20 protein-coding genes are annotated in these 15,302 nt (G+C 43.1%); 17 read left to right on the top strand and 3 right to left on the bottom strand.

The window, feature by feature from the left end:
- The first annotated feature begins 20 nt into the window (after positions 1 to 20).
- The 6 genes from DESMER_RS15870 (at position 21) to DESMER_RS15845 (ending at position 5,906) form a co-directional block, all read left to right on the top strand.
- A complete protein-coding gene (locus DESMER_RS15870; protein ID WP_014904083.1) occupies positions 21 to 1,109 on the top strand; it encodes a uroporphyrinogen decarboxylase family protein in 1,089 nt (362 codons plus the stop codon).
- 30 nt (positions 1,110 to 1,139) lie between these two features.
- Complete coding sequence (locus tag DESMER_RS15865; protein ID WP_014904082.1) at positions 1,140 to 1,799, top strand: corrinoid protein; 660 nt, start codon at positions 1,140 to 1,142, stop codon at positions 1,797 to 1,799.
- 31 nt (positions 1,800 to 1,830) lie between these two features.
- Positions 1,831 to 2,847, top strand: coding sequence for a methylcobamide--CoM methyltransferase (locus DESMER_RS15860; protein WP_014904081.1), 1,017 nt, complete (start codon positions 1,831 to 1,833; stop codon positions 2,845 to 2,847).
- 68 nt (positions 2,848 to 2,915) lie between these two features.
- The gene (locus tag DESMER_RS15855) at positions 2,916 to 4,721 is read left to right on the top strand and encodes an ASKHA domain-containing protein (protein ID WP_014904080.1); all 1,806 of its coding nucleotides are present in this window, start codon (positions 2,916 to 2,918) and stop codon (positions 4,719 to 4,721) included.
- Positions 4,722 to 4,882: 161 nt separating this feature from the next.
- Entirely contained in the window at positions 4,883 to 5,506 is a 624-nt protein-coding gene (locus DESMER_RS15850; RefSeq protein ID WP_014904079.1) for a GTP-binding protein, read from the top strand.
- Positions 5,496 to 5,906, top strand: coding sequence for a hypothetical protein (locus tag DESMER_RS15845; RefSeq protein WP_014904078.1), 411 nt, complete (start codon positions 5,496 to 5,498; stop codon positions 5,904 to 5,906). Before DESMER_RS15850 ends, DESMER_RS15845 begins: the two co-directional genes overlap by 11 nt.
- A gap of 93 nt (positions 5,907 to 5,999) precedes the next feature.
- Here the strand turns inward: DESMER_RS15845 and DESMER_RS23140 are convergent, their stop codons facing one another.
- On the bottom strand, positions 6,000 to 6,209 hold the full coding sequence (locus DESMER_RS23140; protein WP_083856496.1) for a hypothetical protein: 210 nt from the start codon (positions 6,207 to 6,209) through the stop codon (positions 6,000 to 6,002).
- A gap of 176 nt (positions 6,210 to 6,385) precedes the next feature.
- Here DESMER_RS23140 and DESMER_RS15835 point away from each other — a divergent pair, with 176 nt between their 5' ends.
- The 5 genes from DESMER_RS15835 to DESMER_RS25005 all read left to right on the top strand — a co-directional run bounded on the left by DESMER_RS15835 (position 6,386) and on the right by DESMER_RS25005 (position 9,607).
- The gene (locus DESMER_RS15835) at positions 6,386 to 6,787 is read left to right on the top strand and encodes a hypothetical protein (protein WP_014904076.1); all 402 of its coding nucleotides are present in this window, start codon (positions 6,386 to 6,388) and stop codon (positions 6,785 to 6,787) included.
- 140 nt (positions 6,788 to 6,927) lie between these two features.
- The gene (sppA, locus tag DESMER_RS15830; RefSeq protein WP_014904075.1) at positions 6,928 to 7,926 is read left to right on the top strand and encodes a signal peptide peptidase SppA; all 999 of its coding nucleotides are present in this window, start codon (positions 6,928 to 6,930) and stop codon (positions 7,924 to 7,926) included.
- 17 nt (positions 7,927 to 7,943) lie between these two features.
- On the top strand, positions 7,944 to 8,474 hold the full coding sequence (locus DESMER_RS15825) for an RDD family protein (protein WP_014904074.1): 531 nt from the start codon (positions 7,944 to 7,946) through the stop codon (positions 8,472 to 8,474).
- Positions 8,475 to 8,763: 289 nt separating this feature from the next.
- Positions 8,764 to 9,306 carry a DUF2284 domain-containing protein gene (locus DESMER_RS15820; protein WP_014904073.1) on the top strand — a complete coding sequence of 181 codons (543 nt, stop codon included), beginning with the start codon at positions 8,764 to 8,766 and terminating at the stop codon, positions 9,304 to 9,306.
- Positions 9,307 to 9,457: 151 nt separating this feature from the next.
- Positions 9,458 to 9,607 carry an IS3 family transposase gene (locus DESMER_RS25005; protein WP_083856495.1) on the top strand — a complete coding sequence of 50 codons (150 nt, stop codon included), beginning with the start codon at positions 9,458 to 9,460 and terminating at the stop codon, positions 9,605 to 9,607.
- Positions 9,608 to 9,726: 119 nt separating this feature from the next.
- On the opposite strand, the gene DESMER_RS15815 is transcribed toward DESMER_RS25005, so the two are convergent.
- Together DESMER_RS15815 and DESMER_RS22630 are read right to left on the bottom strand one after the other, a co-directional pair.
- Entirely contained in the window at positions 9,727 to 10,206 is a 480-nt protein-coding gene (locus tag DESMER_RS15815; RefSeq protein WP_014904072.1) for an ImmA/IrrE family metallo-endopeptidase, read from the bottom strand.
- A 21-nt stretch (positions 10,207 to 10,227) separates the two neighbouring features.
- On the bottom strand, positions 10,228 to 10,824 hold the full coding sequence (locus tag DESMER_RS22630; protein ID WP_014904071.1) for a helix-turn-helix transcriptional regulator: 597 nt from the start codon (positions 10,822 to 10,824) through the stop codon (positions 10,228 to 10,230).
- 311 nt (positions 10,825 to 11,135) lie between these two features.
- On the opposite strand from DESMER_RS22630, the gene DESMER_RS15805 reads away from it, so the two are divergent.
- From DESMER_RS15805 to DESMER_RS15780, 6 genes are all read left to right on the top strand, one after another.
- Positions 11,136 to 11,606, top strand: a complete 471-nt coding sequence (locus DESMER_RS15805; protein ID WP_014904070.1) for a hypothetical protein — start codon at positions 11,136 to 11,138, stop codon at positions 11,604 to 11,606.
- A 673-nt stretch (positions 11,607 to 12,279) separates the two neighbouring features.
- Positions 12,280 to 12,699, top strand: coding sequence for a phage tail terminator family protein (locus DESMER_RS15800; RefSeq protein WP_014904069.1), 420 nt, complete (start codon positions 12,280 to 12,282; stop codon positions 12,697 to 12,699).
- The gene (locus tag DESMER_RS15795) at positions 12,692 to 12,874 is read left to right on the top strand and encodes a hypothetical protein (RefSeq protein WP_014904068.1); all 183 of its coding nucleotides are present in this window, start codon (positions 12,692 to 12,694) and stop codon (positions 12,872 to 12,874) included. The genes DESMER_RS15800 and DESMER_RS15795 overlap by 8 nt, the downstream gene beginning before the upstream one ends.
- A gap of 1 nt (position 12,875) precedes the next feature.
- Positions 12,876 to 14,192 (top strand): phage tail sheath family protein, encoded by a 1,317-nt coding sequence (locus tag DESMER_RS15790; protein ID WP_014904067.1) that lies wholly within the window; start codon positions 12,876 to 12,878, stop codon positions 14,190 to 14,192.
- A 3-nt stretch (positions 14,193 to 14,195) separates the two neighbouring features.
- On the top strand, positions 14,196 to 14,663 hold the full coding sequence (locus tag DESMER_RS15785; RefSeq protein WP_014904066.1) for a phage tail tube protein: 468 nt from the start codon (positions 14,196 to 14,198) through the stop codon (positions 14,661 to 14,663).
- A 54-nt stretch (positions 14,664 to 14,717) separates the two neighbouring features.
- Positions 14,718 to 15,140 (top strand): phage tail assembly chaperone, encoded by a 423-nt coding sequence (locus DESMER_RS15780; protein ID WP_014904065.1) that lies wholly within the window; start codon positions 14,718 to 14,720, stop codon positions 15,138 to 15,140.
- Positions 15,141 to 15,302 lie beyond the last annotated feature (162 nt).

Raw genomic sequence — 15,302 nt, 5'->3', positions numbered from 1 at the left:
AGTCAAAAGGGGGAACTGCTATGCATAAACAAGACCAAATGACACCCAATGAACGGCTTCAAGCTTTTATGAAAGGAGAAAAAATGGATCGCATCCTGGCGATGCCAATCTTAGTTTCCATCTCCCACAGAGTTTCAGGGATGACCCATCGAGAAAAACGTGCTTCGGCACTCAAGCAGGCCCAGTCCCAAATCGACTGTTATCAACGTTATGGGAACGATATGATGATTATTGAATATGGTCTGCACGGGATAGGCACCGCCCTGGGGTCAGAAATGAATGATCCCGAGGATAGTCTGCCTGCAATCGTAAATCACGTTTTACAAAATCTTAAAGATATCGATCAACTGGATTTCAACAAAACCAAAAAAGAAAATGATCCTTGGTTTGCCAGAACTTTAGAGGCTTGTGAAATCTGCCAGGAAAAGATGGGGCAGGAGGTGCCGACAGGGGTATTGATTACAGGACCTTTCACAGCCGTCTCCAGTATCTTGCCCACTGAAAACCTTTTAAGGGCAACCCGTAAAGATCCGGCCTCGATCCACCGGCTGCTTCGCCTGTGTACCGACGCTCTTAAGGATATTTATAAAGAATATATTGAGCGCGGCATTATTATTCTCATGTGTGATCCGATTGCCTCAGGCACCCTCCTGAAAAAGAGCCAATACGTAGAATTCGTGAAGCCCTATGCCACGGAATTGATGGACTATATACATCAATTGGGGGGTATGTGCTGCTATCACATCTGTGGCAATACGACGAGTATTGTCATGGAAATGGTGGATACAGGACCGGATATGCTGAGTATTGATAACCTGGTGGATCTGGAATATGTGAAAGAACAAGTGGGCAAACGTTTACCCATCTTAGGGAATGTTCCGCCTGTAGACGTGCTGATGCTTGGCTCCAGATCAGACATTTTTGAATCGGTTAAGACCTGTATCCTCAAGGGGAAAGACAGCCCTATGGGCTATATTATTGCTTCCGGTTGTGACATTACGCAAAATGTGCCTGTTGAGAATATAGACCACATGATGGAAGCAGTTCGCAAATATGGACGCTATCCCATGGATGAAGGGTTATTAAATGAACCCGCAACGGATCATTAATCAACAAATTAGAAGGTAAGGTGAAGGGTCATGGTTAAGTCAAAAGAAGAATTATTGCAACAATTATCTGATTGTGTATTTGAAATGGACGATGAAAATGCAGCCGATATAGCCAAAGAATATATTGAAGCAGGTTACGAAGCACTTGACGGGGTTCTCCATGGACTTGTTGATGGCATGAACCGCGCCGGTCAAATGTATGAAGAAGAAGAGTATTTTGTTACCGACCTTTTGGTGTGCTCCGATGCTATGTATAATGGTCTGGATGTTTTAAGAGAGCATCTGCCTAAAGAGAAGGATGCAGGTGCAGTTAACTACAGATGTGTTATCGGCGTTGTAGAAGGGGATACCCATGATATTGGCAAAAACCTGGTGCGCATCATGCTCGAAACCGCCGGATTTGAAATGTATGATTTGGGCAGAGATGTCCCCCTCCAGAGTTTCGTGGAAAAAGCAAAGGATGTAGATGCCCAGCTAATTTGTCTTTCCACTCTGATGACTACCACTATGCCTGGTATGAAAGAGGTGGTAGATATCCTCGTCAAAGAAGGAATCAGAGACAAAGTAAAAGTTATGATCGGCGGCGGACCCCTTTCTCAAGCCTATTGTAATCAAATTAACGCTGATGGTTATGCCGTTAACGCCACCGGGGCGGTAACTTTGGCCAAACAATTAGTGGGAATGGTTTAGACTTTGGAACAGGACCAGAAAGGAAGTCCTTATGGATTCAAAAGAAAGACTTCTCAACGCTCTAAAGGGTGTAAAGACTGATCGCTCACCCTGTATTTGCCCGGGTGGGATGATGAATATGGTGGTCACTGCCTTGATGGAAAAGGCCGACATTCATTGGCCGGAAGCGCATACTGATCCTATAAAAATGGCGGGCCTGGCCAAGGCAGTGTATGATTATGGTTGTTTCGAAAATTACGGCGTACCCTTCTGTATGACTATTGAAGCGGAACAGCTGGGTGCTATTGTGGACTTGGGTTCCGCCATTTATGAACCGCATGTCACTGGGTATGCCTTCGAGGATCTTTCTCAATGGAGGAAATTACCTCCCCTAGAGCCCCACAGCAAACGGGCAAAAGTGGTGCTGGATGCCATTAAAATTCTGAAAGAACAGGCTGATCAGGTGCCTATTATCGGTAATCTTTCCGGGCCTGTCAGTGTTGCCACTTCCCTCATTGAACCGGTTGTTTACTATAAGGCTTTAAGACGCCGTAAAGAAGAGGCACATGCTTTCATGAAGTTTGTCACGGAAGGTCTGATTAGTTTCGGTCGGGCTCAGATCGAAGCAGGAGCGGATGTGATTGCCATCTCGGACCCCAGTGGCACAGGGGAAATCTTAGGCCCGCGTTTATTTGATGAATACGTAGTGACTTATCTCAATCAATTAATCGATGGGCTCCGCGAGCTAAATCCAGAAATACCTATTATTGTGCACATCTGCGGACGGATGCATAAAGTTTATGAACCACTGAATAAACTTCGTGCTGATGCCCACAGCTTTGACTCTATTGTCAGCATCAAAGAGTCGAAAAAAATGTTGCCAGGTAAGACTATGATGGGTAATGTAAGTACCTTTGCTTTGGAGTTTGCTGATGCAGACCGCATTCGCGTTATGACTCAGAAGGTAATGGCAGACGGGTCAGATATTATCGCGCCTGCTTGTGGTCTAGGAACTAAGTCTTCCCTGGAAAATATCCAGGCAATGTTGAGGGCCGTTCAAGGAAAATAGTTATGAAGCTCACGTAGCTTATGAAGTGTAGGATTTAGAGGCTGTGTACCGGAAAACGAGGTTTTAGCATGCATACAATTGCCTTACCCAGACAAACTATAAAATTCTCTTATGATATAAGGGAAGGGGAGAATCTCTTAAATATTCTTGTTGACCAGCAGATTTTCATTGAAAGTCCCTGTGGTGGACGAGGAAGCTGTGGCAAGTGTAAGATTAAACATTTAGGAGGAGACTTGACACCTCTATCTGCCGACGAGAAAGAACGCCTTACCCCAAAAGAGATCGCAGATGGTATCCGTTTAGCCTGTCTTAGCTATCCGACAGGGGATTTGGAGATCGACATCGTTGATCAGGAGGAAAATCACCAGGTTCTGACAGGAGGGTATGTACCGGAGTATGAACCCAATCCGGCAATCCGGAAAGAGACCATTGAGATCATCAAGCCTACTCTGGAAGACCAAACCCCTTATGAACTGTTGTTGGCAACGGCCCTGGGTGTGAATCAGCTGCCTTGGGATGTGCTCCGCCAAATTACCATGGGGGAGGGAACCTATACTGGGGTATTCAATCAAGATCAACTGATTGGGATTGAAAAAGGGGATACTCGTGAAAGACTTTACGGAGTCGCTGTGGATATCGGAACGACCACCGTTGTAGCAGCACTCATCGACTTAAGGACAGGAGCTGAAATTGATAGCGAAGCGGCCATCAACGCTCAGAAAAATTATGGTCAGGATGTGCTTACCCGCATCACCTATGTTCTCGAACATGGTAAGGAGGGGCGGAATCAGTTACAGACAGCCATTGTAGATTCCTTAAACGAGATGCTGAACACCATGTGTGAAAGGCAGCAGATCTCCCCCTCCTTGATCTATGAAATCGCGATTGCCGCTAATTGCACGATGATGCATATGGTTTTGGGAGTTGATCCCCTCTCGATTGGGAAAGCTCCTTATGCCCCCATCTTTGTCGGAGCCAAAGATGTTAAAGCAAGGGATGTGGGTTTAACTGCCCTATCCTCATTTGGGCGGGTCTATTGTCTGCCAGCCGTTTCTTCTTATATAGGAGCAGATATCGTGGCAGGGGCTTATGTGGCCGGGCTCCACAACAGGAAGGATAAAGTACTCTTTATCGATATTGGTACCAATGGAGAAATCGTTCTCTCCGACGGGGAAAAATTAGTCTCTTGCTCCTGTGCAGCGGGACCCGCCCTGGAAGGGATGAATATCAGCTGCGGTATGCGTGCAGCGGATGGGGCCATCGAGGAAGTCCGTTTCGATAACGAGCAGGGTTTTGCTCTGAAAGTTATCGGAAATATTGCTCCCCTGGGTTTGTGTGGCAGTGGGATAATGGCCGCGATCCGGGAATTGTTAAAACATGAGTTTATAACTGCCCGCGGAAATATTGTTAAGTCTGAGGAGTTAGAGGCTGGGGACCCGAGACTGCCCTATCTTGACCTAGATGGTAAGAAACGACGAATTCGTATCGGAGAAGGCCCCCATAAAATCCTCATTACCCAGGGAGATGTGCGCCAGGTTCAACTGGCCAAGAGTGCGATTTTATCTGGATTTGTGGCCCTGGTAAAGGCTATGGATCTCTCATTTTCGGATCTGGATGAGGTGATTGTGGCTGGTCAGTTCGGCGCTCATCTATCTATAGAAAGTTTGGTAGGGACAGATATTTTACCCCAGGCTGTCCGTGATAAAATCACCTACATCGGTAATTCCTCAAAAACTGGGGCTTATCTGGCTCTGATGTCCCTGGAAACCCGCCGAGAAATGATAAAGCTGGCCCGAGACTTTAGCTATCTCGAATTGAGCGTGACCAAAGGTTATGAACGATTATTTGCTGAATGCTCTCAATTTAAGGTTTAGTTGTTCGTAGGAGTTATACGTAAGTTTGTATATCCGCACCCTTCTCAAGAAACCTAGATGCTGTGCTCCCTCCAAGATTTTCATTTTCAAAATCTCCAACCCTCTATAAACATGGACCCTTAACTAAGGGTGCGTAATGCCAGTGTAAGGAGTTATAGGCAATGCATATTTTACTTTTTGGCGGATTTCTGGGTTCAGGCAAAACTTCAATTATCTTGCAAGTTGCTCGATATCTGACAGCAGAATTTTCGGTACAACAGTTGGCTAGTGGCAAACCTTCTTTGGTAATTATTGAAAATGAAGTAGGGGAAACGGGCATTGATGATAAGATTCTCAAAGCAGAAGGACTAAATGTTCGGGAACTTATTGCCGGCTGTATCTGTTGTACCCTGAACGCAGAGCTTACCGTCTGTCTTAATAAAATTCAGGAGGAGCTATCCCCAGAATGGGTGATCATTGAGACAACGGGAATGGCCTTCCCCCATACAATCGCGGAAACCATTACTAAGTATGGGAAGGGCATAGATAGTCTGAAGACCATTGTTGTGGCTGATGCAGAACGCTGGGATGATCTTTCTGCGATCATGCCCGGTTTAATAGAAGAACAAATCACTGGAGCAAACGTCATTCTCTTGAACAAAATCGACTGTTTAGAACCTGAGCAAGTTAAGGAAGTTTCAGAAGACATTAAAGGGATCAATCCTTCAGGCCTTTTCTATGCAATATCCGCCCACGAGGAAGTTGATCCTCAAATCTGGGGCAAAGCGGTGACTAATGGTGAGTGATCAGGATTTACTTAAGTGCTCTACAAAGCATTCTGAGCCGGCAATTTTTTCAGAGACCTACAGCCTGGCGCTTTTAGAAAAGGTAAAGTCCGAAAGGGTTACACAAGCTCTCACTCAATGGATTGAAGAGATCAGGGATTGGACAAGTGCTAAGGCTTATTTTGTTGGACATATTAAAGTTTTTGTTGAGGGCCAGGAGAATTTATGGTTATCGTCTACCGGCAGAAGGATTAGTTGTCAACAATCCCAGGGGTGGAGTGAGTGGTCTTTAGATAGTGCCACCCTCTGTGTGACAGTGATTGTTTTTGGAACGACCAAGGAAGCCTTGCAGGTAACAGCCGAAGAAAGTCTGAAAACCTGTTTTAAGACATCCTTGCCCAATATGATAAATGGTTTTTAGCGAAAGGGTCTAAGGTATTAGTATGCCTTAGACCCTTCATAGCAATCAAGTTATAGAGCTCATCATGTCGTATACGTCTAGTTTCATTTGTCTTCACTTGGATTGGCGGATATGAAAGTGATTGTGCTGGATCTTTAATGTATGCAGCGTCCCGCAAGCCAAGCATTGTTTACGTTCGTCGTCTTTGAAGCGCATCTCTCCAATATGTCCACCGCAGCAGGTTACTTCAACGCTAATGATTTTGCCGTTATTATGGAAATTAACACGGTAGTCATTAACCTTACCTTCGTTCTGATAGTCCATAATTTTTTCACCCTTTCGGATATTTTGGCTAACCCAAATATAACATTCGATGAAAATGGTGGCAATTTCTAAATTTACCAGAATAAGTAATGCGATGCCTGAATTTGTTTCCTAATGGCTTTTAGAGGATAAGGGCATGGGAGTAAGTCGAATTGTGCAGCGTTGAGGTGGCAAGCATGAAAAGATCGAGGCGAAATATATTACCCTTAAAACGCACTTATGGTATAATAAAAAGGCTTGAACATATAGAAGGCGGTGAACTTATGAATGAAAATCAGGTGGGCGTAATACTTGAAGAAGTTCGGGATATGTTCAAAACCCTGGCTGAGGGACAGCGGATTATTGAAAATAGGTTGGGAAAAGTAGAAGAAGGACAGAAAGTATTAGAAGAAGGACAAAAGGTACTAGAAAATGGACAGAAGGTACTAGAAAATGGGCAGAAATCATTAGAATCTGATATGAAGAAAGTAAAATCAGATTTACAAATAATTAAGTCATTCGTTATTGCTGCAGATAATAGTTTTAACGACTATGAGAGCAGAATTAAGGCTTTAGAGAAAAAAACTGCAAATCTATAAATATAAGACAAAGCACTCGCGCAATTCGCAGGTGCTTTTTAGTTGCCTCGCAGTGTTTTCGATTTCTTTGCCTACATTTGTGTCATTCCGGAAATTCTGAGTCTTCTCGCTGCACGATTAAATAAACTAGGAGGAAAGTTATGAATAAAAAACGCTGGGTTTCTATAGCTGTTATCATTGTATTGTTAGTAGTGTATATCCGTACAGATGTTGTTTCTACAGGGGAAAAAACTGGAACAACGACAGGAAAATTGGGAGATCCCCTATCAATGTTATCTTCAAAATCACCATTTAGTACTGAGACTTATCAAGAAGGACTAGGCCAAACCATTGCTATTCTTAACGTAGACGGGACAATTGAGTCGGGCAATGCATTGTCAGCCGGTACCAATACCTTTGATCAACAGGTGTTTTTACAGGAAGTCGAAAACGCCTTTAAAAATCCGGAAATAAAAGCAATCATTCTGGCAGTGGATTCACCTGGCGGTGGCGTGTATGAGAGTGATCAAATTTATCAGAAACTAAAGAGCTTAAAAGACATATACCAAAAACCTTTAGTTGTATCTATGGGTTCAATGGCAGCTTCAGGAGGGTATTATATTTCTATGCCGGCGGATAAGATTCTTGCGAATCGTTTTACGATGACCGGATCAATCGGCGTCATTATGTCAACATATAATTACAGCCAGCTTGCAGATAAATGGGGTATTGAGGAGCTGGTTTTCAAAAGTGGTAAAAATAAAGACATCTTGAATCCCATGCGTGATACGACGCAGGAAGAAATGCAGATCATGCAGGGGATCATTGATGAGTATTATGGTTATTTTGTAGATGTCGTGGCTGAAGGAAGGAAAATGGACCGACAGGCAGTCATCAGTATTGCTGATGGAAGGGTTTATACAGCGTCGCAGGCCAAGTCACTGGGCTTAATAGACCAAATAGGCGATTTGGACGGAGCTATTACCGAAGCTGCAAAAATGATTAACGAAACAAACCCTAAAGTTATTAAATACAAAAAAGACGATCTATTCAATTGGAATACACTCTTGTCCCTTCCGTCGTCGCGACTTGACTTTTCAGGGATCAAAGAGGATTTGCAGAACAGTGCGGTACCTACAGCTATGTACCTATACCGCTAAAGGATGGTGATTAATCAATGGATATCATTAATGAGCACAGCGGCCATCAGTTAATGGAAAGTGGAAACGTTATAACTCTGAGAGTCGTGGGATTTTGGACCAGATTTTTTGCCTTTATCATTGATCTGTTGGTCATTGCTATGAGCAGTCAGATATTTTTCCGCCTTGTATGGCCGTCAGGTCTGGAAACAACATCAATCAAATCGTTTATTCTCATCAATTCACTCTTCCCCGGTATCTGGGGAAGCCTATATTTTGTTTTGATGACTATGTATTTTGGACAAACGCTGGGAAAAATGATCCTGGGAATTAAAGTCGTAAGGAAGGATGGACATCCTCTCAGCTGGCTTACAGTCATCATGCGGGAAGTCGCCGGAAGAATATTGGCACAGTTGCTGGGTACCTACCTGGGTTATCTGGTTTGTGCATTTCATCCTCGGAAGCAGGGATTGTCTGATATCCTAGGCGATACCTATGTGGTTTATGCTGGTGCTAATAAGTTGGGTAGATTGGTGCAGATCCCAGCTGACCCAGCAGCAGCAAAATAGTCGATTTGACTTGAGTTATACAAAGAAGACAGATCTTCCTCGTCAGGGGGAAGATCTGTCTTCTTTGGGTGAACTGTGGATCAAAGAAAACACCAGAATATCCAACTAATAATAAGAAAAGTAATAATTGCCATGTTAGCTGACCTACCTCATATTAGATTTCACATTCATAAAATACTAGTTGTCATATATACTTGATTCAATCAAATAACACAGTATTAATTTGATAAAACCCAACACTACATTTGTATTCTTATAAATAGGCTCTTAGAGGCGAGAGGTGGTTTATATGCAAATAGAGGAAATTATATCCCGAGAAAAAGAGGCTCTCAAAATTCATGAATACGCTTTTATCAAGGCTGAGGAAGTTATTTTTTCACAGGAAGTAAGAGGATTATGCGAAAAAAACTCATGTAGAATGTACGGTACTTCATGGGCCTGTCCACCGGCAACTGGCAGTGTCGAAGACTGCAAAAAGCAATGTCAAGAATATGAGCAGGCTCTAATTTTTACAACAGTGACTCAGCTAAAGAAGAAGTACGACATGGCTGGTTGGCGTGAAGCAAGAATTGCGCACGAGGCAGTTACTGAAAAAGTTGCGGAGATTTTTCGTAAGGAATTTAGCAATCCAATAATTCTTTCAACAGAAGGTTGTACTATCTGTCTGAAATGTACTTATCCGGAGAATCCCTGCCGCTTTCCTAAGCGTATGTTCCCAGCAACAGAGAGCTATGGCATCCTGGTAATGCAACTGGCCCCCTCAGTAGGCATTCGTTACAACAATGGACCCGACAAAGTAACTTATTTTAGTATGGTGTTTTTTTCTGAATAGGTGCCTTACTAGAAGTGTGTAAAGTGCCATTAATCCCTAAAAGCAACATTAGTTATTTACTATAACCTATTATCTACCGGCTATTCTTATTTCGTGCAGTGTATTTCGACAACGGTCCCATGGAAAGCTTCTGGGGCATTCTCAATGCGAAATGTACTACCTTAGCAAGTTTAAGGATTCTGACAGCCTGGTGGCGGCGATTGAGCAGTACATATATTTCTACAACTATGAACGACGGCAAAGGAAGCTGAACAAAATGTCTCCGATGATGTACCGCCAGTTTGTAGAAAACGCTGCATAAAAAAACTGGACTCCATTCTGACGGAGTCCAGTAAACCGTTTTTCTTTTTGATTGTCTACTTGACAGGGAGCAGTTCAGTTATGAGGCGGCCTGAATCTTGGGAACATTTTTGATTCGATTTAGAATTCGGTATTATCAAATTTGCGAAGTATGCCGAGAGGACTGAAATAAATAAGGTAGTTCCTACACTCCACATACAGGCCGAATTTCTCTTTATAGTGGGCAAGTGTTAGATCTAAGAAATCTTCCGTCACTCCCAAAAAATCAGCTAAATCATAACGGTTACAAATACATGCTTCAAATGCATCGATGAGTTTTTCTAAGGGTACTAATTTTTCATAGGCCCAATTTCTGGCTCTTTTTTCTTGCTTTATATTGGAGGTGTTTTTCTGATCTAGAATATTTCCAAAGGATGTGCGATAGTGTCCATATTCTTCGGCTAGAATACATGCTTTTTCCTTTTCATCTATAATACTTGAAGGATTAAGTGTTATCACATTGTCAAAATATAAACCTTTCAAAGATTCGCTGTGGAATTTGTGCTCTATTACCTCGACGCCTTCCTTTTCAAGCTCCAAAATTAAACTCTCATAATTCATGTGACATCTCCTTGCGCAAGACTACTTTTTTCTTTTAGAGGCTATGAATTTAATGAAATTGCTGATCTCTTCAGTTTCTTCCTTTGTAAAATTCATATTTTCAAAATGAGCCGCGATGGTGGAAGGAATGTTTATGGGCTCAACCGAACTTCCAACTTTCTGGGGGGGGGTTGAAATTGGATCTTGGATGGAAATGGAGTTTCCACCCAAGACGATATCATCGGGGGAGTCAGTTTTGCCAATAAGATAATCCCAAGTGCATTCGAAATGATCGGCAATTTTAGACATAGTCTCTTCAACGGGGAGCTTGTTGGATCGTATATGATCTAATTCCTTTGGCGAGATGTCCAATATCGCACCAAGAGAGCTCAGGGACATGCCGTTTTTTTTACATAGCTGAATAAGGTTACTGAAATCTATTTCTTTGTCATCCAGGAAACAACTCGCGGTAACATTTAAAGCTTGAGCAAGATCTATTAACGTGGTTAAGCTTGGATTATATCGATCCGATTCCACGTCAGCTAGATAGGACCTTGAAATTCCGGCCTTTTCTGCAAGTTTAACTTGAGTAAGACCTTTTTGTTTTCTGAATTGTTTAATTCGCTCGCCCACACCCACGGTGTTCCCTCCTTGAATATTTGTTCGGCATATCAGACATTTATATTATAGAGCAGAATTGTCGGAACAACAAGTAATTTAATTTTTCAAATGTGACGGAAATACAAGTGAGTAATCGCAAATTTAAGTACGAGCTATCTAATTAAACTCAGTAGGGGTTTTTTCGCCTTGAGCAAATGACGGATATACAATACAATTACCACTAGATCAACAGAGAAGGGAATGACGGAAATACAAGATGAAATAGGACAACTGCAAATTAACCCGAAAGAGGTAAAGATTGTTGACGTTTATGAGAGGAGGATGTAAGAATGTTAAAACTCAAAGGGGATATTATGGATGATCAAGCAGAGAAAAAAAGCAAAAAGCCTGAGTGGTACCTGCTAACGATCAGAAGACTTTCTCAATATCCGGAGGATAAAAAGCGGCTTTGCATTTTGAATGCTCAGCTGGGAAACGAACTACCTAAGACGACAGCGAGCTACTCCCTAACTCCAGCATCCACAAAGACTAGCGATCAAACAGCGGGGATTGCTTCAAAACGTTGGGAGACAGCGCGAGAGATTAATGAGTGTACACTTCGTATCAGGGAGATAGATATTATCCTCGCTGGATTTGGAGAAGACGAAAGGAAGATAATTGAGTATCGCTACTTTAGTAAACATAATTATGACTGGTGGGTAGCAAAACAGATGAAAATACCTCTTCGGACTTATTATCGTGTAAGAGATGAACTGTTGTCAGAGGTGGCTATTTTATTAGGAATATATAAACGTGATTAGGGGAGTTGGGAGTGAAAGTTTGGCACTTTTTTGGCAGAGGGTTTGCACTTTGTTTGGAAAAAAGCGTGATACAATAATATTGTGAAAGAAGTTAGGAACGAGACCCGCTCTAACATAATCCTCCTCTGGCTAGAACGCTCCGATGTTTGGGGCGTTCATTTTTATCTCATTAAAGCGAGGTGCAAGCCGTGAAAACCAGAACCAAACCCTGCCCCTTATTCTCACCAATAAAACCAAAACCAAAACTTAAAGAAACCTGTGCCAACTGTTTAAAATGGACGGGGAAGCTATGTGGGGATAAAGGCGAGTTTAAGGAGAACTACGAGGATACCGCCCAGTTTAAGGCTTGGGACCGGATGATGCGAAGAAACCGAGGAGTAACGATGGTATGAGCGAGATTCTGTTCCGGCTAGTTCTTTCAGAAGAGTCAAGGTTTGGGGACAATAGTTCTAACAATCGGGGCTAAGCAAGTCCTTTTGGAAGGATTGAAGAGAGGGGGGTAATACTCTGACACATTAAGAACTCTTATCTGAACAGCGATCATGAAAGACTTTAAAGAACTCATTAAAACAATGTCCATTAGAAAAATTGGACAGCGCCCGAGATTTATGAGCCAAAGCTAATCAGCTTGCTCTAAAAAATCGTAATCGGTCGAGGTCAAGGAGATGATTTGATGATCACCGTCAATAGTGTCCTAGATGGCGTTATTGCCGCTCTGGATCAGAGCTTCCCCAATATTGGCACATACAGCGAAGAGAGTGATCAAGGCTTGGTAGAGCCTTATTTTTATGTAAAGCTGTTTCCTATGTCACAAAATCAGCTGCTGGGTCAGCATTATCAGCGCAATCACTTATTCGATATTCATTACTTTGCAGGGAGTAATGAGGCCTTACATGACATGGCTGAGCAATTGTATGACAAACTGGAGCTGATCAGCGTGGACGGCGGCCTCGTTAGAGGCAGCGGAATGCGACACGAAATTGTCAACGGAGTACTTCATTGGTTTGTGGCTTACAATTTTCATGTTAAGCGAAGTGTTGAACCAGATCCATTAATGGGGTCTATGAGACAGGAGGGATATTTACGTGGTTAAAACTGAAAAAAGAGATAAGCAGCTCCCTAAGATTTATAGTAAACAGCAGATTTTGAAGTCCAAGCAATATTTCCGCAAGGATTTGCTGGAGGCGCTCTTGGAAGAAGGACAGAAATACAGTCACGATCAGGTCAAAAAGATTCTTGAGGATTTTCTAAAAAGGGAGGCTAAATAAGATGGCAGCAGGTACATGGACGACTCAAAATAAAATACGACCGGGAGTGTATGTTAATTTTAAATCAGAGCCCCAGGTAGTAGGTGCACTTGGAGAGCGAGGGATTGTTTCTCTTCCGCTTTTGCTCTCATGGGGTGAGCCTAATAAAATCATCAGCCTTGAGGCGGGTGAAGATACCTTCGTCAAGCTGGGCTATCCGATGGGGGATGCCAAACTGCTTTTAGTTAGAGAGGCTTTGAAACAAGCCAAAACCCTGCTTTTATACAGACTTAATGTTGGGACAAAGGCAGCCGTGACAACTGGTAACCTTACGGTCACAGCCAAATGGGGCGGTATCAGAGGGAATGATGTGTCTCTGGTCATTCAGGAAAACATTGACGATAATACTAAATTTGATGTTACCACATTAGTGGATGGGGCTGAAGTAGATCAGCAAACTGTTCCCTATATCGCGGATCTGGTAGAAAATGATTGGGTCGTATTTTCGGGCACAGGAGCTTTGACAGAAACGGCGGGCGTCCCTTTGATGGGAGGAGCAGATGGCACGATCACCAATCAGACTTATGTTGACTACTTGGCAGCAGTCGAGATCTATGACTTTAACACAATAGCCTTGCCTTCGACAGACGATACTCTTAAAGCAACATTCGCAGCGTTTTGCCAACGTCTTCGAGATAACGAAGGAAAAAAGATTCAGGTCGTGCTGGAAAACTATCCAACAGCTGATTATGAAGGCGTGATCAGTGTGAAGAACGGAGTCATTCTTGCCAACGGCACAACCCTCAGTGCAGCTCAAGCTACTGCCTGGGTAGCCGGTGCAACTGCAGGTGCTCAAGTGAATGAATCTCTAACCTATCAGGCTTATGATGGGGCAGTGGATGTAGCTCCGAGGTATACCAATGCACAGATCATTGCAGCGTTGCGGGCTGGGGAATTTATTTTCACAGCCAATGACAACCGAGCCATCGTCGAGCAGGACATTAATACTCTAACCACATCGAGCTTAGAAAAAGGTAAGCAGTTTGCCAAGAACCGCGTGATCAGAGTTCTCGATGGAATTAATAACGATTTTGTCCAGCTTTTCAGTGAGTTTTACATTGGGCAGGTATCCAATAATGCTGATGGACGAAACCTGTTAAAAACCCAGTGTGTCAAATATATGGAAACACTTCAGAGCATGGATGCTGTCCAGAATTTTGACTCTCAAGCAGATTTGACAGTCCAAACGGGTAATGAATTAGATAGTGTCTATATTGAGGCATATGCTCAGCCGGTAGATTCTATTGAGAAAATCTATGTGAAAGTGCAGGTGAGATAAGCTATGGCATTTCTTAAAGCAGAAGATGCAATATCCGGAAAGCAAGGTAAGGCTTTTGTCACAATTAATGGCCGCGTGGAAGAGTTGTTTTATGCCAAAACAGTGGAAGCGACTATCGAAAAAACGAAGGCTGATGTACCGATATTGGGAAAAACCAACGTCGGCAAAAAGGCAGCCGGTTGGTCTGGGACCGGAACACTGACGATTTATTACTTTACGAGCATGTTCAGGGCGCTGATGATGGAATATATCAAGACGGGCAAAGATTTTTACTTTGATCTGCAGATTGTCAATGAGGACCCTGCCTCTACAGTTGGCAAACAGACCTCCGTCCTCAAGGATTGCAACTTGGACAGCGTGGTGGCTGCAGCCTTCGATGCGACGTCAGATGACCCCTTGGAGGAAGAATTACCCTTTACGTTTGACGATTTTGATCTTTTGGACCAGTTTAATGCTCCGGTTGTGAGATAAGTCGTATCCTCGTGGTAGTTATCATAGAAATCAGAAATTCTGGAGGAAGAGAAAATGAGTGATTTACAAGCATTTTTTGCGCAAAATGCAGGATCTGATCTCAGCAAAGAGGTTGTCATATCCGAGCGGTTTAAGGACAATGACGGCAAGTCAATACCCTGGAAAATCCATAGCATAACTGAAGCTGAAAATGAAGAGTACCGAAAAGCAGCCACTCGGAAAGTTAAGGGAAAAAATGGTTCACAGCAGTCTGAAATAGATCAGAACATCTATCTGGCCAAAATCATCGTGGCAAGTGTCAGCTTCCCTGATCTGAAAAATGCTGAGTTGCAAAAATCTTACGGCGTCATAGGCGCTGAAGAGCTGCTGCGCAAGATGCTGTTTCCCGGTGAATATGCGACCCTTGTTCAGCAGGTGCAAGAACTGAACGGTTTTGATCAAAGCCTGGAAGACCTGATGGATGAGGTAAAAAACTAATTGAGGAGGGCGAGGGTGAGTGGAATTACGCTTACTACGCCCTCCACGAACTCCATATTCCCCCCGATGAGCTGGCCCAAAAAACACGAGAAGCTAAGGCCGCTATCTTTGCCATGATTGATATTCGAATTAAAAAGGAAAGACAAGATAGGGCGAAGATAA

This window comes from Desulfosporosinus meridiei DSM 13257 (assembly GCF_000231385.2).
In the GTDB taxonomy this organism is placed as follows: Bacteria; Bacillota; Desulfitobacteriia; order Desulfitobacteriales; family Desulfitobacteriaceae; genus Desulfosporosinus; species Desulfosporosinus meridiei.
This window is presented reverse-complemented; position numbering and strand designations above follow the sequence as displayed.